This window comes from Dokdonia sp. Asnod3-C12 (assembly GCF_045063975.1).
Lineage (GTDB): Bacteria > Bacteroidota > Bacteroidia > Flavobacteriales > Flavobacteriaceae > Dokdonia.
Map to the genome: position 1 here is coordinate 2320539 of NZ_JBEFNY010000003.1, position 22621 is coordinate 2343159.

General features: G+C 36.8%; 19 protein-coding genes. 14 read left to right on the plus strand and 5 right to left on the minus strand.

Translation table 11 applies throughout. The annotated features are described in order from the left end of the window. The first annotated feature begins 15 nt into the window (after positions 1 to 15). Positions 16 to 1098, plus strand: a complete 1083-nt coding sequence (locus ACJJVW_RS10500) for a bifunctional 3-deoxy-7-phosphoheptulonate synthase/chorismate mutase type II (protein WP_298326689.1) — start codon at positions 16 to 18, stop codon at positions 1096 to 1098. A 77-nt stretch (positions 1099 to 1175) separates the two neighbouring features. Here ACJJVW_RS10500 and ACJJVW_RS10505 read toward each other — a convergent pair whose 3' ends face one another. Then, entirely contained in the window at positions 1176 to 1829 is a 654-nt protein-coding gene (locus tag ACJJVW_RS10505; RefSeq protein ID WP_298326687.1) for a hypothetical protein, read from the minus strand. Positions 1830 to 1975: 146 nt separating this feature from the next. Here ACJJVW_RS10505 and rsgA point away from each other — a divergent pair, with 146 nt between their 5' ends. The 7 genes from rsgA to queA all read left to right on the plus strand — a co-directional run bounded on the left by rsgA (position 1976) and on the right by queA (position 10151). Further along, positions 1976 to 2932 (plus strand): ribosome small subunit-dependent GTPase A, encoded by a 957-nt coding sequence (rsgA, locus tag ACJJVW_RS10510; protein WP_405251766.1) that lies wholly within the window; start codon positions 1976 to 1978, stop codon positions 2930 to 2932. Between the two features lie 2 nt (positions 2933 to 2934). Continuing rightward, positions 2935 to 3387 carry a D-aminoacyl-tRNA deacylase gene (gene dtd / locus ACJJVW_RS10515; protein WP_405251768.1) on the plus strand — a complete coding sequence of 151 codons (453 nt, stop codon included), beginning with the start codon at positions 2935 to 2937 and terminating at the stop codon, positions 3385 to 3387. A 63-nt stretch (positions 3388 to 3450) separates the two neighbouring features. Continuing rightward, entirely contained in the window at positions 3451 to 5352 is a 1902-nt protein-coding gene (locus tag ACJJVW_RS10520) for a DUF3857 domain-containing protein (protein WP_405251770.1), read from the plus strand. Positions 5353 to 5360: 8 nt separating this feature from the next. Continuing rightward, the gene (locus ACJJVW_RS10525) at positions 5361 to 7370 is read left to right on the plus strand and encodes a DUF3857 and transglutaminase domain-containing protein (protein WP_405251772.1); all 2010 of its coding nucleotides are present in this window, start codon (positions 5361 to 5363) and stop codon (positions 7368 to 7370) included. 51 nt (positions 7371 to 7421) lie between these two features. After that, entirely contained in the window at positions 7422 to 7748 is a 327-nt protein-coding gene (locus ACJJVW_RS10530) for a nucleotide pyrophosphohydrolase (RefSeq protein ID WP_013749990.1), read from the plus strand. Positions 7749 to 7754: 6 nt separating this feature from the next. Further along, on the plus strand, positions 7755 to 9002 hold the full coding sequence (locus ACJJVW_RS10535; RefSeq protein ID WP_405251774.1) for a 3-phosphoshikimate 1-carboxyvinyltransferase: 1248 nt from the start codon (positions 7755 to 7757) through the stop codon (positions 9000 to 9002). Positions 9003 to 9101: 99 nt separating this feature from the next. Further along, the gene (queA, locus tag ACJJVW_RS10540) at positions 9102 to 10151 is read left to right on the plus strand and encodes a tRNA preQ1(34) S-adenosylmethionine ribosyltransferase-isomerase QueA (protein WP_298326666.1); all 1050 of its coding nucleotides are present in this window, start codon (positions 9102 to 9104) and stop codon (positions 10149 to 10151) included. A gap of 196 nt (positions 10152 to 10347) precedes the next feature. On the opposite strand, the gene ACJJVW_RS10545 is transcribed toward queA, so the two are convergent. Next, positions 10348 to 11820, minus strand: coding sequence for a helix-turn-helix domain-containing protein (locus tag ACJJVW_RS10545; protein ID WP_405251776.1), 1473 nt, complete (start codon positions 11818 to 11820; stop codon positions 10348 to 10350). A gap of 126 nt (positions 11821 to 11946) precedes the next feature. Here ACJJVW_RS10545 and aceB point away from each other — a divergent pair, with 126 nt between their 5' ends. The 5 genes from aceB to ACJJVW_RS10570 all read left to right on the plus strand — a co-directional run bounded on the left by aceB (position 11947) and on the right by ACJJVW_RS10570 (position 18891). After that, the gene (gene aceB / locus ACJJVW_RS10550; protein ID WP_405251778.1) at positions 11947 to 13542 is read left to right on the plus strand and encodes a malate synthase A; all 1596 of its coding nucleotides are present in this window, start codon (positions 11947 to 11949) and stop codon (positions 13540 to 13542) included. A 93-nt stretch (positions 13543 to 13635) separates the two neighbouring features. Next, a complete protein-coding gene (locus ACJJVW_RS10555) occupies positions 13636 to 15246 on the plus strand; it encodes an isocitrate lyase (protein WP_405251780.1) in 1611 nt (536 codons plus the stop codon). Positions 15247 to 15508: 262 nt separating this feature from the next. Beyond that, complete coding sequence (locus ACJJVW_RS10560) at positions 15509 to 16672, plus strand: pyridoxal-phosphate-dependent aminotransferase family protein (protein WP_405251782.1); 1164 nt, start codon at positions 15509 to 15511, stop codon at positions 16670 to 16672. Between the two features lie 167 nt (positions 16673 to 16839). Beyond that, positions 16840 to 17880, plus strand: coding sequence for a 23S rRNA (adenine(2503)-C(2))-methyltransferase RlmN (rlmN, locus tag ACJJVW_RS10565; protein WP_405251784.1), 1041 nt, complete (start codon positions 16840 to 16842; stop codon positions 17878 to 17880). A 33-nt stretch (positions 17881 to 17913) separates the two neighbouring features. Continuing rightward, the gene (locus tag ACJJVW_RS10570) at positions 17914 to 18891 is read left to right on the plus strand and encodes a polyprenyl synthetase family protein (protein WP_013749982.1); all 978 of its coding nucleotides are present in this window, start codon (positions 17914 to 17916) and stop codon (positions 18889 to 18891) included. A gap of 4 nt (positions 18892 to 18895) precedes the next feature. On the opposite strand, the gene ACJJVW_RS10575 is transcribed toward ACJJVW_RS10570, so the two are convergent. The 3 genes from ACJJVW_RS10575 to fbaA all read right to left on the minus strand — a co-directional run bounded on the left by ACJJVW_RS10575 (position 18896) and on the right by fbaA (position 21475). After that, complete coding sequence (locus ACJJVW_RS10575; RefSeq protein WP_405251785.1) at positions 18896 to 19222, minus strand: hypothetical protein; 327 nt, start codon at positions 19220 to 19222, stop codon at positions 18896 to 18898. A 120-nt stretch (positions 19223 to 19342) separates the two neighbouring features. Continuing rightward, positions 19343 to 20200: an acetyl-CoA carboxylase, carboxyltransferase subunit beta gene (gene accD, locus ACJJVW_RS10580; RefSeq protein ID WP_405226652.1), complete on the minus strand. Its 858-nt coding sequence runs from the start codon at positions 20198 to 20200 to the stop codon at positions 19343 to 19345. A gap of 207 nt (positions 20201 to 20407) precedes the next feature. Continuing rightward, the gene (gene fbaA, locus ACJJVW_RS10585) at positions 20408 to 21475 is read right to left on the minus strand and encodes a class II fructose-bisphosphate aldolase (protein ID WP_144783219.1); all 1068 of its coding nucleotides are present in this window, start codon (positions 21473 to 21475) and stop codon (positions 20408 to 20410) included. 367 nt (positions 21476 to 21842) lie between these two features. On the opposite strand from fbaA, the gene ACJJVW_RS10590 reads away from it, so the two are divergent. Continuing rightward, positions 21843 to 22562, plus strand: a complete 720-nt coding sequence (locus ACJJVW_RS10590; protein WP_405251787.1) for a hypothetical protein — start codon at positions 21843 to 21845, stop codon at positions 22560 to 22562. Positions 22563 to 22621: the final 59 nt, after the last annotated feature.

Consider the following 22621-nt stretch of genomic DNA (forward strand, 5'->3'; position numbering starts at 1 on the left):
CACAAATTAAATGTTATGGAAAATAAGAAAGAACTTAGAAATTGGTTAGACGCTTTTGGCCTTGATCACCCTCTTGTAATTGCAGGACCTTGTAGTGCAGAGACGGAAGCGCAGGTGCTTAAAATCGCTCACCAACTTAAAGACACAGATGCTACAGTACTACGTGCAGGAATCTGGAAGCCAAGAACGCGTCCAGGAAACTTTGAAGGAGTAGGAGCACTTGGACTTAAATGGTTGCAAAAAGCCAAAGAAGAAACAGGAATGCTTACTACGACAGAGGTTGCAAATGCAAATCATGTAGATCTAGCTCTTGAGGCGGATATTGATATCTTATGGATAGGTGCTCGTACAACAGTATCTCCATTTATCGTTCAAGAAATTGCAGAAGCTCTTAAAGGAACAGAAAAAACGGTACTTATTAAAAACCCAGTAAACCCAGATCTAGCCCTATGGTTAGGAGCGGTAGAGCGTTTTTATACTCAGGATATTAAAAACTTAGGAGTAATACACAGAGGTTTCTCTACGTATGAAAAGACACGTTACAGAAATAATCCAGAATGGCAGATAGCGATTGATCTTCAAAATAAATTTCCAGATCTTCCTTTAATTCTTGATCCATCACACATTGCTGGACGTCGTGATATTATTCATGATTTATGTCAGACAGGACTAGATCTTAACTATGATGGTATTATGGTAGAAACACACTATGATCCAGATAATGCATGGAGTGATGCTGCGCAGCAAATCACACCAGCGGCTTTAGTACAGATGATGGTTGATCTTAAAATAAGAAAAGAAGTAGGTACAGAGCTTGAGTATACAAACAAGCTTAATACACTACGCACGCAGATTGATGTAATAGATCACCAGCTTATTGAAAGCTTAGGAAAGCGCATGAAAATCTCTGACGGTATTGGTGAGCTTAAGGCAGATAATAATGTTTCTATCTTACAAACTAAGCGTTGGAATGAAATTCTAGGTAAGATGATTCTAGAAGGAGAGCAAAACAATCTTAGTGAAGAGTTTATACTACGTGTGTTTAAAGCAGTACACCAAGAGTCTATAAACCACCAGAAAAAGGTGGCGAGGTCGTAAGATTTTAGATAGCTACTTATAAAAAAAAAGGCTCAACATGATGTTGAGCCTTTTTTGTTTGTTGGAAAGTTAATTGATTAATCTTTCTTAGTGTAAGCAAGTCTTCTAGATGCTTTTCTCATTAAGACATTTACTAGGTCCTCAGGAGAGCTACCTAATCCACCACGTACTTTTTTGTTGTAGTTCCATAAAAGTTGGCCATCTGCTCCATTATTTACGTTCATGTTTACAATAGCGCTATTTGTAGAACCACCAAAGCCTATTAATAAAGAAAGTGCAACGCTTGCTCCTTCACTCATAGGTTTGTTGGTCTCATAATCTCCAGATATGATTGCATCTACTTCAAGAATTTTTGCAAGTTCGTCAGATGTATATTCATAAATATTGTCATAGTCAATACCTTCCTTTTTTAGTAAAGCATTTGTTCTAGAAGGTTGTTGGATTTCTAGTGTTGTAAGTTTCCCTCTCTTCTTTCTCTTTAGAAACCAAGAAAACATACCAGTTTGTAATCCCTCTCCTTCGGCTTTTTCAAGACGGCTTAGTTGCTCATCTGTCATGTCTTTCATCTGCCTAGGTCTAAGTTTTACCTGGGTTTTAAAGGGTACGATTGCGATAATTTTATGCTCCTTAGCAATTTCATCAAACGCTGGGTTTTCGTACAGACTTGTTTGGGCTGCAAGAAATGGAGTCATCAAAATAAAAGCTGCAATAAAAAGAATTGATTTTTTCATTAATATAATTTTTGATTGATTTATTGCGCTAAAATATTAAAATCTTGCTGTAAATTCCTACAATTCTTAAAATTATGACAAGTAGTTTTTCTAATATTTCTAGTGAGTAACTAAAAAGAAGGTATTTTTGTACCTGACACAAACGTATGACAGGAACTGTATATAAATCTACTGGAAGTTGGTACACCGTAAAAGCGGATGACGGCCAGTGGTTTGAATGTAGAATAAAAGGAAAATTCCGTATTCAAGGAATTAAGAGTACAAACCCAGTTTCGGTAGGTGATGTTGTAGACTTTGATCTTGACACCAAAAGTGATGTAGAGACAGGAGTAATTACAAAAATTCACGATAGAGATAACTACATTGTACGTAAGTCTGTTAACCTTTCTAAACAAACTCACATCATTGCTAGTAACGTAGACACAGTGTTCTTACTAGTGACGCTTAACAATCCGCCTACTTTTACGGCATTTATAGATCGTTTCCTGGTAACTGCAGAGGCCTATCATATTAAAGCTGTATTGCTTTTTAATAAGATAGACACTTATAATGAAGAGGAGATTATGGAGATAAAATATCTTGCGGCAATGTATCGTGAGATAGGGTATGAGTGTGTAGGGATTTCGGCAATTACAGGAAAGAATATCGATACTGTAAAGGAGATGATGATCGGGAAGACGTGTATGTTTACAGGTCATTCTGGAGTAGGAAAATCTACGCTAGTAAACGCCATCGAACCTACGCTAGATCTTAAGACTAAGCAAATTAGCGTGCAGCACAGTCAAGGGCAGCACACGACTACTTTTGCAGAGATGTTTGATTTACATTTTGATGCACGTATTATCGATACTCCTGGAATTAAAGGGTTCGGAATAGTAGATATGGAGCGGGAAGAAATAGGAGACTATTTTCCTGAGTTTTTCGCTTTAAAAAGTGAGTGCAAATTCAATAACTGTTTACATCTTGAAGAACCTAAATGTGCTGTAAAAGAAGCGCTAGATAATGATGAGCTTCACTGGTCGCGTTATAAAAGTTATACACAGATGCTAGAAGGAGATGACGAGCAACATTACAGGAAAGATCACTACCCAGAAGAGCAATAATAATGAAGGCAGTAATTCAGCGAGTAACAGAAGCCTCTGTCACTATAAATGGAGTTGTAAAATCTGAGATTGACCACGGATTACTTGTATTGCTAGGTGTTACTCATGATGATACCAAAGAAGATATTGAGTGGCTGACTAACAAAATTATAGGCTTACGAATTTTTTGTGATAATGATGGCGCCATGAATCTTTCTGTGGGTGATGTAGATGGAGATATTTTGGTGATTAGTCAGTTTACATTATATGCAAGTACCAAGAAGGGCAACCGTCCTTCATTTTTAGAAGCAGCACGACCAGATACAGCCATCCCGATGTATGAGGAGTTTGTGAGTACGCTTTCGCGAAAGCGCAACAAACCCACCTATACAGGAGAATTTGGTGCAGATATGAAGGTTCAATTACTTAATGATGGGCCTGTTACGATTGTGATTGACACAAAAAACCGTATTTAATTCTTGTAGGATAATTCTTTAAGTCCTATTTTGGCGCATAATTCATCAATCATCAATCCATTAATGCGTTTTCTTTACTTTCTTGCCTTCTTGGGCTTTACCTCTGTGATGTATAGCCAAGATTTAATCTATCCTATAGCTGATATTCCTGAGGAGCTCAAAGACAATACAGATGCTGTTGTAAGGCTTCAGGAGACTTTAATTGAAATCCCAGACCATAAAACTCTTTATAGAGAAGAAACGAGAGTAGTTACCGTACTTAATTCAAAAGGTTTAAGACATATAAATGCTGTCGAATTTTATGATGACAACACTAAGATCTTAAGCCTACAGGCAATTATACTTGATGCTTTTGGGAATGAAGTTGAAAAAGTAAAAAAAGGAGACTTTAGAGATGTGAGTGCTGTAGATGGTTTCAGTCTTTATTCAAGTTCTAGAGTGAGATATCTGGACTTTACACCTACTACTGGTTTCCCATTTACAGTGATTTTTACATCTAAAGTAAAAACAGTCAACACAGCTTTTATTCCGTCCTTTAATTTGTATGATAATTTTCGAACAAGTGTTGAGAAAACATTTTACAAAATTAATGCAGCTCCTGATCTTGGTCTTCGTCATAAAATTATTGATAGTAACAATGATTTAGAGGTGGTAAGTCAAGATGGCGCTCTAACTATAAAAGCTAGTAATATACCTAGCGTGTTAAAGGAGCCTTATGGACTTCCTATACATGAAGTAGTGCCACGTGTTTTATTTTCGCTAGAGAAGTTTCATCTTTCTGGAGTGGATGGTAATGCTAAGAATTGGAAGGAATTTGGTAATTGGATGAATACTAGTCTACTTGAAGGAATGACTGCGCTAGATGATAATACTGTAGCCGAAGTCAAAACCTTAGTGTCTGAAGTAAAAACCGATGAAGAAAAAGCAAGAATTATTTATGATTATGTACAGCGCAAAACACGCTACATAAGTGTGCAAATAGGTATAGGTGGTTGGAAACCTTCTCCTGCTCAAGAAGTGCATGATTTAGGTTATGGCGATTGTAAAGGTCTGGTTAATTATACAAAAGCTTTATTGGAAGCCGTTGGTGTGCCCTCATTTTATACCGTGGTGTTTGCTGGAGACGAGAAGAGAAGTCTAGAAAAAGATTTTACTTCATTACAGGGTAGTCATGTAATACTAGCAATACCTAAAGATGATGATTATACTTGGTTGGAATGTACGAGTCAGACAATACCCTTTGGTTTTTTAGGAGATTTCACAGACGATAGAGATGTACTTGTTATTAAACCGGAGGGCGGATTTATAGTCCACACTCCTAAATATATTAATGATAATAACCTTCAGGAAATTGATGGTATTTATACAATTGATGTGGACGGGAAACTTTCAGGTAATGCAAGTATCTCATCTTATGGAACTCAATATGACAGTAGATCTGGGTTGATTGAGTTAGAGGAAAAAAAGCAAAAAAGGTATTACTATAATTTCTTTAATAGTATCAATAACTTGAAAATTGATAGTATCAGTTATATCAACGATAGGGATAAGGTGAACTTACAAGAAAAGCTAGTTTTTACATCAAAGAATTATGCCTCCAAGGTAGGTGAAGATTTTACCTTAACTCTTAATGCCTTTAATAGAATAGGGCGTATGCCTAAAAAAGAGATAGCACGCACAGGCTCCTTTAGAATTGATAGAGGTTATAAGGATGTGGATGTTGTAACAATTAATACTCCAAAAGAATTCAAAATCAAATACTTACCAGAGCCTATAGTCTTGAGCTCAGACTTTGGGGAGTATTTGCTAAATGTCGAATTGATCAATGGTACCAGCTTATCATACAGACGTGTATTAAATATAAATAGCGGGACTTTTTCTAAAGAAGAGTATAAGGCATACAGACAGTTTTTACAAAGTATTGCGAAATACGATAACTCAAAAATTTTACTTGAAAAAAAATAATTACCAATATGAATAAATTATTACTCCTCTTTTTTATCGCAAGTTTTTCTACAGCCACTTGCTTAGCGCAAAATTATAAATTTGGAAAAGTCTCAAAAGCAGAACTGTTGCAGGACGTACACCCTGATGAGCCAGAGGCCAATGCCGCAATTTTATATAGGTCTTTTGATACAAAATTCACATATTCTAAAGACGAAGGATTTACTGCCTCTACTGAGTTTCATGACAGGATAAAAATTTATAATGATAATGGTAATGAATGGGCTACTGTTAATATTTACTTATATAATAGTAAAGGTGGGAATAGCGAAAAACTAAATGGATTGAAAGCTTACACTTACAATTTTGATGGAAAAATTGAGGAGATTAAATTAGAAAAGAAGAATATTTATGAAGAGGAGGTAAATGAATGGTATACTAAAATATCATTTACAATGCCCAATATAAAAAGTGGATCAGTCATAGAGTATAAATACAGTATTCGATCTCCATTTTTGACTACGTTTGATAAGTATTATTTTCAAGAAGGAATACCGGTAGATATGCTTGACATGCGCTTTGCAACACCAGAATATCTTAGCTACAAAACGCATCGCAATGGTTGGATACCATTTACAGTTCAAAATAGTTCGCGCGAAAAATCTATAAGCATAAATTATAAAGAGAGTTCTGATTCATTTTATGTCAGAAATTCAAAAACTAAGACTAACACTATTAGATTTCGAGAAGATGTATCGGAAGTAGTTTTAAAGAATGTTCAGTCTCTAAAAAAGGAGCCTTATTCAGGTAATTTAAATAATTACCGTACTACCTTACAATTCGAGTTAGAAATGACTCGTTTCCCTAATGATGCACCTGAGTCCTTTGCAACAAGTTGGGATGAGGTTGCTAGTGATATATACAAATCTTCAGGTTTTGGATCACAACTTAATAGGCAAGGTTTTTTTAAGGATGAAGTTGATCTGTTAATTAATGGGGTGTCAGAAAAAGAAAAGGTGGTAAAAATTTATGATTACATCCGAAATAAGATTACATGGAATGGTAATTATGGGATTTTTGTAGAGAATGGTACAGCTAGTACATTCAAAAACAAATCTGGAAACATGGCAGATATTAATCTGTTACTAGTGTCAATGTTAAAGTATGCGGGTATTAAAGCAGACCCTATTTTATTAGGAACAAAATCTCATGGAATTTATCTTTTTCCTACGAGAACTGGATTTAATGCTGTTATAGCTGGAGTAGAGATTGATGGTAAATTAATGTTACTTGATGCCTCTGATAAATTAGCAAGTCCTAATAGTTTAAAAAGCGAGTTGCTCAACTGGTTAGGAGGTCGACTTATGTCTGAGGATGGAACTTCTAAAGCGGTAAGCTTGAAAAATGCCCAAGCGATCCATGATGCAATTATTACTGTAGATTTTGATGAAGATGGAATTGCGACAGCGTCAGCTAGAAATAGATATTCAAGTAATTATGCGCATGTCATGCGGAGCACACTTTACGGTAAGAAAGGAGCGGAGCTTAATGAAGCCGTGTCTAACTCTTTTAATAATAATGAAGTCAATGAAGTAGAAGTTTCTAATTTAAACAACGTTCATAAGCCATTAAGCCTGTCTTTTGATACAGATGTTACAAGGTATTTTGAAACTATAGGCGATAAGATATACTTTAACCCTATGGTTGTATATGGTCTTGAAGAGAATTTCTTTAAGGAAGAAGATCGTAAGCTGCCTATTGATTTTAATTACTCTTATTTAGATAGAATCAATATTAAGATTAATATTCCATCAGGATATGTGGTTGAGAACCTGCCAGAGCCTATAGCTGTATCTATGATAGATGATATAGCATCTTATAAATATAAAATCTCAAACTCTCCTACTGGTTTGTCAATTGTAATACAGCGCAATGTTAAAACTCCTTTAGTAGCTGTAGATTATTATAAATCTTTAAAAGGTTTTTTTGAGATGATTATTAAGAAAGAAAATGAGAAAGTTGTCTTAAAGAAAGCCTAGTGAATGCATATTTTTAAATAGATTGCACTATGTACTCATAAATTTAATTAAATGAACATTTCAGACTCACAACAAGCAGTAGACGATTGGATAAAAGCTCACGGAGTGCGCTATTTTAATGAACTAACTAATATGGCTCAGCTTACTGAAGAGGTAGGAGAAGTGGCGCGCATTATCGCACGTCGCTATGGGGAGCAGAGTGAGAAAGAAAGCGATAAAGGCAAAGATCTAGGTGAGGAACTTGCAGATGTCATGTTTGTAGTATTATGTCTTGCTAACCAAACAGGAGTTAATCTTCAAGAAGCGTTTGATAAAAAGCTTGATATAAAGACTAAACGTGATCACGATCGTCATCACAATAATGAGAAATTGAAGTAATAGCCTATGCTCTTAAAAGTACAACATACTGCAGCCAGCACCAGTGGTGAGATACAAATCACAGGGTCAAAAAGTGAGACTAACAGACTACTTATTTTACAAGCGCTCTTTGATGGTATTGTAGTAAAGAATATTTCAAATAGTGATGATGCTGCGGTGATGCAAAAGGCACTAGCGTCTATAGAAAGTGAGGTAGATATTTACCATGCGGGTACGGCAATGCGTTTTCTTACCGCTTATTTTTCTATACAAGAAGGTAGAGAGACGTTGCTCACGGGTAGCGAGCGCATGCAGCAACGCCCTATGGCAATATTGGTAGAAGCGTTGCAGCAGTTAGGTGCTCAGGTTTCTTATGTAAAAAATGATGGGTATCCGCCGCTTCATATTAAAGGAAGCAAACTCACAAAAAGTGAGGTTACGCTCAAGGCAAATGTGAGCAGCCAGTATATCTCTGCACTTATGATGATGGGAGCTGCGCTAGAAAATGGACTTACCATTCATCTCGATGGTAAAATCACTTCGGTACCATATATAAAAATGACGCTAGCACTATTACATCAGCTAGATATTGAGGCTACATTTGTAGGTCAGATTATAACTATCAAACCAGGAAGAACGACTAGTGAGCATAGAGAAATCACAGTAGAGTCAGACTGGAGTAGTGCATCTTACTTTTATAGTATTGTTGCGCTTTCGCGAAAGCGTACTTTAGACACTTCCATAACCATAAGTAGTTATAAGGAAGATAGCTTGCAGGGTGATGCAGTATTGCAAGAAATTTACAAGCAGCTAGGTGTAGTTTCTGTTTTTAATGGAGATACACTTACCTTGTCACTAGCCAAAGATTTTAAACTTCCTGAAACAATCACTTTGGATCTTGCAAATGCGCCAGACATTGCGCAGACTATAGCAGTTACTTGTTTAGGACTTGGAGTAGGATGTCATCTCACGGGATTGCATACCCTCAAAATAAAAGAAACAGACAGGCTAGAAGCACTACGAGAAGAGATTACAAAGCTAGGCGGTGGGATTATGGTAACAGATACAGACCTCACGTTACTGCCGCAAGAAGCAGCGCTTAACGAGAATATTACGATTGCGACATATCATGATCATCGTATGGCAATGGCTTTTGCGCCACTAGCGCTATCAGTTCCATTGTTGATAGATGATGCGGGTGTGGTGTCTAAGTCATATCCAGATTTTTGGAAAGATTTAGAAACTTTAGGCTTTGGTCAAGAGATAATTGGCTAAACACTTGACAACGCCTATCTCAAGATTGTATCTTTGCGATCTTGCAAATGAGCGGTTCATACTGCTTTTGTGAGCACAAAAACTAAAATAAAACCCTTTATGAAGTTATCACATTTTAACTTTGATTTGCCAGATGAATTACTAGCAGATCGCCCAGCCGAAAATCGTGACGAGTCACGCCTTATGGTACTTAACCGAAAAGAGCAGACTATAGAGCACAAAATGTTTAAAGACATTATTGATTATTTTGAGCCGGAAGATGTGATGGTGCTTAATAATACTAAGGTTTTTCCAGCGCGTTTATACGGTAATAAAGAAAAAACTGGAGCACGTATCGAGGTATTCTTACTTAGAGAACTTAACTCAGAAACACGCCTATGGGATGTTCTTGTAGATCCAGCACGTAAAATACGTATAGGTAACAAGCTTTACTTTGGTGATGATGAGAGTCTAGTAGCAGAGGTAATTGATAACACAACATCAAGAGGACGTACACTTCGTTTCTTATATGATGGTTCTTACGAGGAATTTAGAAAAAAGCTAACGTCACTAGGAGAGACGCCATTACCTAAATATATTAATAGAGAGGTAGAGCCAGAAGATGAAGATCGCTACCAGACTATTTATGCAACAGAAGAAGGAGCTGTAGCCGCGCCTACTGCAGGTTTACACTTCTCAAAGCACTTATTAAAGCGTCTTGAGATAAAAGGAGTAGACTTTGCTGAGGTTACACTGCACGTAGGTCTAGGAACTTTCAGCGCAGTTGAGGTAGAAGATTTATCTAAGCATAAAATGGATAGTGAAGAGGCATATATACATAAGCCAGCAACAGAAATTATCAATAAAGCGCTAAAGGAAAAACGTCGTATTTGTGCCGTAGGTACAACCTCGATGAGAGTGATGGAAAGTGCTGTTTCTAGTAACCATACACTTAATGAGTTTGGTGGATGGACTAACAAATTCATCTTCCCTCCATACGATTTTAGTATCGCAAACTGTATGATTACAAACTTTCATACACCTAAGTCTACTTTATTAATGATGGTTTCTGCATTTGCAGGTCATGATTTTATGAAGAGAGCTTATGATGAAGCAGTAAAAGAGAAATATAAATTCTACTCTTACGGAGACGCAATGTTGATTATCTAATTTCAGCAGATATAATTATAAAAACCCAAACAGCAATGTTTGGGTTTTTTGTTTTAGGAGCATCACCTTGTGGTATTTGTGGTATCTAGTTTCCCGCTTTCATTGCAATTCCTCGCGCCGGCTTCGCCAGGCAACTGCGGGATTTTCATTACAATCGGGGCTAGGGAGTTAAGCTCGTTTGCGTATGCTAGTGTTCTTAATGCTCATCATTAAGTTGCTTCACAATGGCTGCAATTTTTTTGTTTTTTGAAGTTCGGTCTAAAACCTTAGGTGGAGCTTGTCGCACTTCGCAATCTATAATAGCACAGCGCTCGCAAGTAACTCCTACGTTACGAGTAGGGATATTTGGATCCTTAAGGAATTTTATTTTGCGCTCGAGTTGTTTGTTTATGAGGAGACCTATGCTTATGCTTCTAAACTTGTTTTCTTTAAAGGGGTCTTTTGTAGCGGTGGATAGTACCAAGTATCGTACGCCTTCATTTTCATAATTAGAAATTTGCAAGTCAAACTTACTATTCTCGCTACTCTTAGATAGATCTTTAAGCACTTGTAGTGACACCCATCTTCTGCAGTAGTGTTCATCACTCTCATTTGCTCGTGGAGCATGCTGGTGTGCTAGGTGTAGCTCCTTTGTGAGGTGAAATTTAGTGTCGTTAAGCTTGTGCGTAAACCGCAAGAAAAACAAATTCTTGATATTAAATTCTTTAGGTAAGATATTAGTAAGTCGCTGATAGAAAGACTCAGGCGATGCGTTAAACTCATTTGTAATGTGCTCAAAAGTATTTTTTTGAAAAGTACGCTCCTTAAAAATATCTTTAATTTTCGTCGTCAGATTTTTACTAGGAATGATCAATGCTCCTGCAAAGTAAGAGGCATAAAAATTATTAAGCACTTGGTCAAAAGTTTCAAAAAGAATCCATGGGAAGGTGTATAGCCTTTCTGTAATTTCCAGATAATTATAGGCTATTTCTTTTGCGTAGATAAATGTGCGTTGTGACTCATCTACATCACTTGCAACTAGTAGGGAGCGTGACTTTGGGATAAAAACAGATCGTAGGTTATCTAAATCCTCGTGTTTATCTAGTTCATCATTTTTTATAGTGTAGTTATACTCTTCTATGAGAATTTCTTCTAACTCATTTGATGAGATACCCTGTCCCTGATTTATTTGATAAGACTTTACAAAGTCGAGCACTTTTTGCTCTATATTGTCAAAGTAGTTGTTGTTTGCCTCTTGAAATGATCGCACAGAGGCTAGAAAAAAGCTTTCTCTGCTAAAGTTGTAGTGTTGCGCAATCTCTATAATCGTGCTTATAAAAGCATTCACCTTAGCTGGAGCATTAGATACAATATCTATCAGGTCACTTTCCTTAATCCCAAAAAGCTCAAGAGGTATTTCTTTAAGAATCTTTGATTTTAAAATTTCACCTATAGGAGCAAGATTTTTATCAAGTTTCAAAGAGACCATTTGATCGTATGGAATGTCCAATTTTTCCGAAAGTGTGACAATCTTATCTGGTTTTGGATATTTTTTTCCATTTTCAATTTCATTTAAATATGATTTTGAAAGACCTGTAAGTTTTGATAGTCCAAAAAGTGATAAATTCTTGTCAGTCCTTATCTGGCGTAGCTTTAAGCCAAATATAAGTTTGATATCTTCTTCTTCCATATACACAAATATACCACTTTCTGCGAATAGTTTATTTTAGTGAAAATTAATATTTAGCGAACGTTCGCTTTTTTAATCAAAGTATTTTTTTTAACATTGTGCCATAGAATTTTTAAAAAGATAATTATGGATCCTGAAATAAACCAATATGCACTAAGCTTTAGCAACCAAGTAAAAAGCTATTATTCAGAAATACTAACTGATGATGCATTAGACTTCATTAAGGCACTTCATGAAAATTTTAATGCCAAACGTTTAGAATTATTACGTGCTAGAGAGCAACAGCAGCTATTGTTTGATCAAGGTCATAAGCCTGTCTTTCCTTTAGAAACACAAGAAATAAGAGAAGGCGAGTGGACTGCGGGAGAGATTCCTCAAGACTTGCAAGATAGAAGGGTGGAGATCACAGGACCTACAGATCGTAAGATGGTTATTAACGCACTTAACTCTGGTGCAAAAACCTTTATGGCAGACCTAGAAGATAGTACTGCGCCTACATGGAGAAATGTGATGGAAGGTCAGATTAACTTGCGAGATGCTGTAAATAAAACGATATCATATCATCACCCCACTAAGGATAAAAAATATAGACTCAATGATGCCACTGCTACATTACTCGTTAGGCCAAGAGGATGGCACCTCAATGAAAAACACGTTCTTATTGATGACGTAGAGGTATCTGGGTCGTTGTTAGATTTCGGTTTGTATTTCTTTACAAACGTACGTCAGTTGCTAGAAAATGGTACAGGGCCCTATTTCTACCTAGCAAAACTTGAGCATTACAAGGAAGCGAGACTATGGAATGAGGTTTTTAAATTTTCTCAAGACTATTTAAATATTCCTCTAGGAACTATTAAATGTACCGTACTAATTGAGACGATTACGGCAAGCCATCAGTTGGATGAAATTATTTATGAGTTAAAAGATCATATCGTAGGTCTTAATTGCGGTCGCTGGGATTATATATTCTCGTATATCAAGAAGTTTAGAAATGATCCTGATTTCTTAGTTCCTAACAGGGATCAAGTTGGAATGACGGCACCTTTTATGGACGCATATTCTAAGTTGGTAATACAAAGGTGTCACAAACGCGGAATCTTAGCAATAGGAGGTATGGCAGCCCAAGTGCCTATTAAAAATGACCCTTCGGCAAATCAAGCGGCTTTAGAAAAAGTAAGAAAAGATAAAGAACGCGAGGTTCTAAATGGACATGATGGTACATGGGTTGCTCACCCAGCTCTTGTTCAAATCGCGATGGATGAGTTTGATAGTCACATGCCTACAGCAAATCAACTGCACATTACAAGAGATGATGTTGTGGTAACAGCAGATGATCTAGTTGCAATTCCTGCGGGCACGGTCACAGAAGCTGGAGTGCGAAAAAATATTAACGTTGGGATACTCTATCTCAACGCATGGTTAAGTGGTCAAGGTGCAGTAGCTCTTTATCACTTAATGGAAGACGCTGCTACTGCCGAAATATCAAGAACACAAATCTGGCATTGGATAAAAAACAAAGCAGTGCTGGAAGATGGAAAAGCATTTACAAAAGAATACTTCAATGAGCTTTTTGATGAAGAAGTTGAAAAAATCATTACTGAAGTGGGCTCTATTGAAATAAAAGAAACTCAGTTTGAGAATGCATTTAACCTCTTTAAAGAACTGGTCTTAGCAGAAGACTTTGAAGAGTTTTTAACCACGCCAGCTTATAAATTTCTTTAGATAAATATCCATAAGCTATTTCTCAAATAAGTATAACAAAACTATCACCGCCTTTTCAGGTACACATTAAATAAATCTTTAAAACTTAGTATTATGTCAAACTACAATTCGGCTCTTGAAGTTGTTAGATCACTTAAAGCAAAGCATGGAAACTCTTGGAGTGCCATAAGTCCAGAAAATACAGCTCGTATGGCTGTTCAAAATAGATTTAAAACTGGCCTTGATATTGCAACATATACTGCTAGTATTATGCGCAAGGATATGGAAGAATACGATGCAAACCCTATGAGTTATACTCAGTCCCTAGGGTGCTGGCACGGTTTTGTGGCACAGCAAAAAATGATTGCAGTAAAGAAACATCATGGTACTACAAATAAAAAATACTTATACCTTTCTGGATGGATGGTTGCCGCTTTACGTTCAGAGCTAGGTCCTTTGCCAGATCAATCTATGCATGAAAAGACTGCTGTGCCAAAATTAATTGAAGAAATTTATACTTTCTTACGTCAGGCAGATGCCGTAGAACTTAATGATTTGTTTCGTCGTCTTGATGCCGGTGAGGATGTGCAAGATCAAATTGATAATTATGAAACGCATATAGTTCCAATTATCGCAGATATAGACGCAGGTTTTGGAAATGAAGAGGCTACTTATTTACTAGCAAAGAAAATGATAGAAGCTGGAGCATGCGCACTGCAGATAGAAAATCAAGTATCTGATGCAAAGCAGTGTGGTCACCAGGATGGTAAGGTAACAGTTCCTCATGAAGATTTTATAGCAAAACTTAACGCACTACGTTATGCCTTTTTAGAGCTAGGCGTAGATGAAGGAATTATTGTGGCAAGAACAGATTCTGAGGGTGCAGGTCTTACTCAGAAGTTGCCTGTAAGCCAAGAGCCAGGAGATCTCGCTTCTCAATACCTCGCTTTTGTAGAGGCAGAAGAAGTAGATATTAATAGCGCAAATGAAGATGACGTACTTCTTAAAAGAGATGGAAAACTGGTGCGCCCAGTGCGATTACCTAATGGTCTTTACAAGTTTAAGAACGGATCAAACATAGATAGAGTGGTGCTGGATTGTATTACAAGTTTGCAAAACGGCGCAGACCTATTATGGATAGAAACCCCTACGCCTAATGTAAAGCAAATCGCTCATATGGTAAATAGAGTGAGAGCAGTAGAGCCAAGTGCAAAACTAGTTTATAATAACTCTCCTTCTTTTAACTGGACACTTAACTTTAGAAATCAAGCGTATGATGAGATGGTAGAGGAAGGTGAAAATATGACTGCATATGATCGTAATAATTTAATGGATGCAGCTTATGATCAGACGGAATTGTCTCATAGAGCAGATGAAAAAATTAAATCATTCCAAAGAGACGGAGCACTTGAAGCGGGAATCTTCCACCACCTCATTACATTGCCTACTTATCACACTACTGCACTACATATGAATGATCTTACCGAAGGTTATTTTGGAGAGCAAGGTATGCTGGCTTATGTGAAAGATGTGCAAAGGCAAGAGATACGTAAAGGAGTTTCTTGTGTAAAACACCAGAGAATGGCTGGTTCTGACCTAGGAGATGATCACAAAACATTTTATGCAGGAGATAAGGCTTTAAAAGCTGGAGGCGCAAATAATACTAGTAATCAATTTCAAGAGAAGAAAACGGTATTAAATAATAATCCTGTTTTGACAGCGTAGCCTCAAACAAATTGTTAATTGTTGGGAAGGCGGTTTCGTGTATGCCGCCTTTTTCGTTCAGAAATTCTTATTTGGGTGATAATAGTGTCTACAATTGCGTCATTTTACCCTAACATTTAATTAGATTGCTATCTTGATAAATAGTTGTAGTGCATGATGTTTATTATGTTACGCTTTCGCGAAAGCGTTATTAAAACAAACATTTCACAAGGAAATATGAAAAGGAAGGCAAAAAAATATCATTAAAAATCTTAGGAAAAATATGAAAAGTAGAAAATTACTGATGATCCCTGGTCCTATAGAATTTGAGCCAGATGTGTTGCAAGCGATGGCAGTTCCTACTGCGAGTCATGTTGCACCAAATTTTATAGAGATTTTTGGGAATAGTCTAGATATGATGCGTGAAGTGTGGAATGCTCCAAATGGACAGCCTTTTGTAGTGTCAGGGAGTGGTACGCTTGCGATGGATATGGCAGCTGCAAATCTAATAGAAAAAGGAGATGCTGCGCTAGTTGTTTCTTCTGGTTATTTTGGAGAACGTTTTAAAGATATACTGGAAACCTATGGTGCAGATACGACCATATTAAGTGCGCCTATAGGCGAGGTTGTGACTTTAACGGAGATAGAAGCGGCTTTTAAAACAAAAAAATATAAGGTAGTTACCTTCACGCATGTAGATACATCTACAGGTGTCATGGTGGCGCCAGAGCCTTTGTGTAAACTTGCAAAGAAATATAATGTACTCACCATACTTGATGGAGTGTGCTCTGTAGCTGGTCAAGAAATTTTACAAGATGCCTGGGGTGTAGATGTTGTTCTTACTGGATCTCAAAAGGCAATAGGTGTGCCGCCAGGACTAGCATTGCTAGTAGCATCGCAAAAAGCAATAGAAGAGTGGAAAAACCGAAAAACACCTGTTCAAAATTATTATGCATCATGGAATAACTGGTTGCCCATCATGACAGCATATGAGGAAAGACGTCCATCTTATTTTGGCACGCCACCCGTTAACTTAATTCTAGCACTTGAAAAAAGTCTGCAACTAATTTGTAGTGAAGGAATAGTCGCAAGAGTACATAGGCATGAACGCCTTGCTAGTGCTTTTAGGGCTGCAATCCGTTCTTTGAATTTAGATATATTACCAAATACAGAGGAGATTGCTGCGAGTACGCTTACTGCAGTGTACTATCCAAAAGGTATAGACGGAGCTGTTTTGAGGGCAAATATGACGCAAGATGATGTGATTGTGGCTGGAGGCTTGCTTTCAGAAATCAAAGCCCATTACTTTAGGGTAGGACATATGGGCTCTGTGTCGGCAAATGATTTGCTTTGTGTTCTAGGTGCATTAGAGCGCTCGCTATCTGCCTTAAATTATTCTTTTGAATCTGGGGTGAGCTTAAAGGTTTTTCAAGATCGCTTGGGTTAAAAGTGTAATTATTTTATGAGTTTATAACGCTAGTTTCTCCCTAAGAAGTCTGGCGTTTTTATTTGAAATAGGTTTGTATGTGATTGTTTTGATAGTATTGAAAAGCTTTTAATAGCAAGCTTGTATTCAAACGTGAAAACCAAAAAACAACTACGTACCTTTGCATTGTGAAAACAGATAAGAGAGACATACGTAAATTAAGTAAGGAAGAACTTAGAGATTTTTTTGTATTTCAAGGAGATAAACCCTTCCGCGGAAATCAGGTATATGAATGGCTGTGGCAAAAAGGTGCACACGACTTTATAGATATGACAAACCTGTCTAAGGACACTCGTATACTTCTAGATGAGAACTTCGTGATTAATCACATACGCGTAGATCAAATGCAGCGTAGTAGTGATGGTACCATAAAAAATGGTGTTGAGCTACATGACGGTCTTATGGTCGAGTCTGTATTGATTCCAACAAAAAATAGAACGACTGCTTGTGTTTCGTCACAAGTAGGCTGCAGTCTTAACTGTAAGTTTTGTGCTACCGCACGTTTAAAGCGTATGCGTAATCTCAATCCAGATGAGATTGTGGATCAAGTTGTTGTGATAGATAGACAAAGTAGGCTATATCACGATAAGCCGCTCTCTAATATTGTCTTTATGGGAATGGGAGAGCCTTTAATGAATTATAATAATGTCATTAAAGCAATAGACAAAATCACAGATCCAGAAGGATTAGGGATGTCTCCTAAGCGTATTACCGTATCTACCTCTGGAGTGCCTAAGATTATTAAGAAAATGGCAGATGATGACGTAAAGTTTAATCTTGCCGTTTCATTACACTCTGCACTTGATAATGTGCGTACAGAGATTATGCCTTTTAATGAGCAAATGCCACTTGCAGATCTTAAAGAGGCACTTATTTACTGGTATGAAAAAACAGGAAAACGCATTACGTACGAATACGTAGTGTGGGATGGTATTAATGATCGTCACATTGATATTATGGCACTATTAGACTTCTGTAAAGCTGTACCTAGCAAAGTAAATATTATAGAGTACAATCCTATTGACGATGGTCAGTTTCAGCAAGCAAATCCTGAAGCAATAGACCGCTATGTGTCGGTTCTTGAGGCAAATGGTGTGACAGTGACCGTGCGTAGATCGAGAGGAAAGGATATCGATGCAGCCTGCGGACAACTAGCTAATAAGCAATAGGATGCAAAGTAGCTGTTACTTATCTTTACTATAATGAAAATAGTAGCACAGATTAAAGAACCCATCGCTTATGAAATGGAGCTTTTTGAAGAAAAGTTTTCACTTTCTATGCGCTCTAAGGTGGCGCTTCTCAATCGTATCACACATTATATTGTAAACCGCAAAGGGAAGCAAATGCGCCCTATGTTTGTCTTTCTTACCGCAAAGATGATGAACAACGGTGAGGTAAATGATCGTACCTATCGTGGAGCATCGGTTATAGAGTTAATCCATACTGCTAGTCTCGTACATGATGATGTAGTAGATGATAGTAACATTCGTAGAGGTTTTTTCTCGCTTAATGCATTGTGGAAAAATAAGATTGCAGTACTTGTTGGAGACTTTTTATTCTCAAAGGGACTGTTGCTTTCTATAGATAATGGCGATACAGATTTATTGCAAATTATATCTGTAGCAGTAAGAGAAATCTCAGAAGGCGAATTACTTCAGATAGAGAAAGCGCGCAAGCTAGATATTACAGAAGATTTATACTACGAGATTATCCGTCAGAAAACGGCAACATTAATTGCTGCATGTTGTGCTATGGGGGCTTGTGCTGTTCATGCTAAGGATAAAGAAGTAAAGCGTATGCATAAATTTGGAGAGCTTATAGGTATGGCTTTTCAAATTAAAGATGACTTGTTTGATTATGGTACTGCCAAAATAGGGAAACCTACAGGTATTGATATCAAAGAACAAAAGATGACCCTACCACTCATTTATGTGTTAAATACGGTTTCAAAAAAAGATAAAAACTGGCTCATCAATAGTATTAAAAATAAGAATACAGATAAGAAGCGTGTAAATGAAGTAATTGCTTTTGTAAGAGATAACGGCGGCCTAGAGTATGCTGTTACAAAGATGAAGGCATTACAGCAAGAAGCGTTAGAAATCTTAATGACATATCCTAAGTCTGTGTACCGAGACTCTCTCGAGCTTATGGTAAACTATGTGATAGATAGGAAGAAGTAAAAATTCATTCCATTTTCTCTAACTCTCCTTGAAAATGTTTCTTCAGGAAAGATTTTTCTTTACCATTAAGACTGTCGAGTATTCCAACTCTGCCATAAAAACTTATACTTTCGTCTTCTTTGTGAACTAAAACTATTAAAGGATATCCTCTTTGAGCTTCAAACATATTAATGTTTTCAAAGCCTATAAGAGGTGGACTCTTATCTAAGTTGTATTGGTATCTTATATTTTTTATTGAAGAGCTATTAAAAGGGTCGCCATCTGGAACTGCAGACATAATTAAACCTTGAACCTCATTAAAGTTATCTTCATTGTAATCTTCGTATTTCAACTGTTTATTACAGGATAATAAACACGATATTAGAAGGATAGGAATAAAAAATTTCATTAGTAATATTACATAAAAAAAGGCTAAACGTAACGTTTAGCCTTTTTTGGTATTATATAAGATTTAAGCTCTCACTGCTCGATTCATAACTAAATCTAAGTAGAGATTTACTTTATTTTTTAATTCTTGACGCGGAGTGATAAAGTCTAAGAAACCATGTTCTTGTAAGAACTCTGCAGTTTGGAAACCATCTGGTAATTCCTTTCCAGTAGTATCACGTACAATCCGTGGTCCTGCAAAACCTATAAGTGCTCCAGGCTCAGAGATGTTAATGTCTCCTAGCATTGCAAATGATGCTGTAGTACCTCCGGTAGTAGGGTCAGTACAAAGCGATACATAAGGTATCCCTGCATCTGCAAGTTGAGCAAGCTTAGCACTTGTTTTTGCCAGTTGCATAAGAGATAATGCTGCTTCCATCATACGAGCACCTCCAGACTTAGAGATAATCATAAATGGAATATTGTTTTTAAGAGAATAATCTGCAGCACGTGCAATTTTTTCACCTACAACACTTCCCATAGACCCACCTATAAAGCTGAAGTCCATACAAGCTATTACAATATCTGCACCCTTAGACTTACCTACGGCAGTTCTAATGGCATCTTTAAGTCCTGTTTTTTCTTGAGCAGCAGCGAGACGGTCTACATACTTCTTCTTATCCTCAAACTTAAGAGGATCCTTAGAAGTAAGTTTGGCATCTAGCTCTTTAAATTTATTATCATCAAAGAGGATTTCAAAATATTCATTACTACCTATTCGTACGTGGTATCCATCCTCAGGTGAGATGTAGAAGTTCTTTTCTAGCTCTTCTGTATCTACTATTTTTCCAGTAGGTGATTTGTACCACAGCCCTTTAGGAGTATCTTTTTTGTCCTCTGTTGCAGTATGTATTCCTTTTTCTTTACGTTTGAACCAAGCCATATTGTGTTTGAATTTGGTTAATGGTATTTATTCCGCTTTCGCGAAAATGTTATAACTATAAATAATCCATTTCTACTATTAGAAAGTAAATCCTAGCATTGTTAGGACTTATTAATTACTAATGCAAGCCGTAAAAATACGGAAAACGGATTACATCAAATCAATTTTGATGCAATCCGTTTTTACAAATTTTATAATGTGTTGATACTATAGTGTATCGATATTATTTAAATCTTCAAAAGCCTTTTTAAGACGAGCTCCCATAGTTTGCTCTGCCTTACGTAACCATACGCGAGGATCATAGAACTTCTTGTTTGGAGAGTCATCACCAGTAGGGTTACCTATCTGTGTTTTAAGATACTCAGCATTTTCACCAAAATAATCACGGATACCTTCTGCAGTAGACCATTGTAAATCTGTGTCAATGTTCATTTTGATAACCCCGTAAGAGATTCCCTCACGTATTTCCTCGACTGTAGATCCACTTCCTCCGTGAAATACGAAATCAATGTGGTTGTGCTCCTTTCCATACTTCTCAGAGATATGCTCTTGAGAATTTTTAAGAATCTTAGGCGTAAGCTTTACGTTACCTGGCTTGTAAACTCCGTGCACATTTCCAAAAGCTGCAGCAATCGTAAATTGATCACTTACTTTACTTAGTTCCTCATAAGCATAAGCAACTTCTTCTGGTTGTGTGTATAATTTTGAATCATCTACATCACTGTTATCTACACCATCTTCTTCACCACCAGTGATACCTAATTCTATCTCAAGTGTCATTTCCATCTTAGCCATGCGCTCAAGATATCCTTTGCAAATCTCGATATTCTCTTCAAGTGGTTCTTCACTTAAATCAATCATGTGAGAGCTAAAGAGTGAATGACCGTGTTCTTTATAGTAAGCCTCATTTGCATCAAGCATCCCGTCCATCCAAGGGAGTAATTTTTTTGCACAGTGATCTGTGTGTAAAATTACGGTTGCTCCGTATGCTTTTGCAAGTTCGTGTACGTGCTTTGCTCCAGCTACAGCTCCTAGTACGGCTGCTTTTTGGTTGTCATTGTTTAATCCTTTTCCAGCATTAAACTGTGCTCCACCATTTGAAAACTGGATAATTACAGGAGCATTAAGCGCTGCTGCAGTCTCTAGAACCGTGTTGATACTGTTAGACCCAATTACATTAACCGCAGGAAGGGCAAAGCCTTTCTCTTTTGCATAGTTAAAAATTGCTTGTACTTCGTGGCCTGTGGCTACACCTGGTTTTATAGAATGCGACATTGTTGTTGTTTAAAATTAGTGAAGTAAAAATAACAAATATTACTCGGAAAGTAGCCGAGATATGGAGGTTACTACGACAACGTTTTAGCTAGGTTACGCTTTCGCGAAAGCGTGGTCGTTAGCTATAGTGCTCTTAGAAAGTATCAGAGCCTAGGGTGAATTATAGTATAGCAGTAGATGATTCAGGCAAGATTTTGTGTAGCTAGTAATATTGAGATGAGTTTAAGACCTTAGCCTTCTTAGAGCGTGGTTCGTAAATAAGTGTATATTTAAGCGAGTAATCAAGAATTGATGTCACGAATACTATTTAGTGGAATACTGTCTTTAATTACTAAAATCACTTGTAAACAAAAGAAATAAATTATTGATGTTCTGGAATAAAAAGAAAAAATTACCGATTACGACAGAAGATAAAGTTTGGGTTGACTCAGAATTAAATTGGTTGCGTACAGAATTTGGAGAAGAACATTTTATGGAAATAAAAACTGTAACTCCAACCACAGACTTTTATAATCGGAAGTTTAACGGAACTGAAAAGGATGCTGAATTTATCCTTGCGAGAACAATGGAGCTTATGAATATTCTAGATGTTAAAATTAAACTTAATTTTTTCTCAGACCAACCCGTTGAAATGGATGACGGGACTATCTTGACCTCTCCAGCAAATATAAGTGGAGGCTGGAAAAGCGCAAGTGGAATATATGAGCAAACAGAAAATGAAACTGTAATTTCAATCGAAAGAGGGCAGTTGAAAAATCCTATTTCATTAATAGCAACGATTTCCCATGAATTGTCGCATCAGATTTTACTCGGTGAAAGTAGAATAGAAGAAAATGATGAATTCTTGACTGATTTTACTTCTATAGTTTATGGCTTTGGAATTTTTATTGGCAATTCTCGATTTCAATTTACCTCTGAAGGGTTTGGATGGCAATCTAGTAGTCAGGGCTATTTACCTGAACAGATAATTGCTTATGCCATGGCTTGGCTTTCTAAAGAGAGAAATGAAAATACTGTTTATGATAAATATCTAAACAAATCACTGCATAAGTATTTCAACCAAAGTTTAGAATATTTGAAAGATTGATATGAATAATTAACTGCATAAATGAAATTAACCTCCTTCTTGTTCAGTATCAAAAGTTG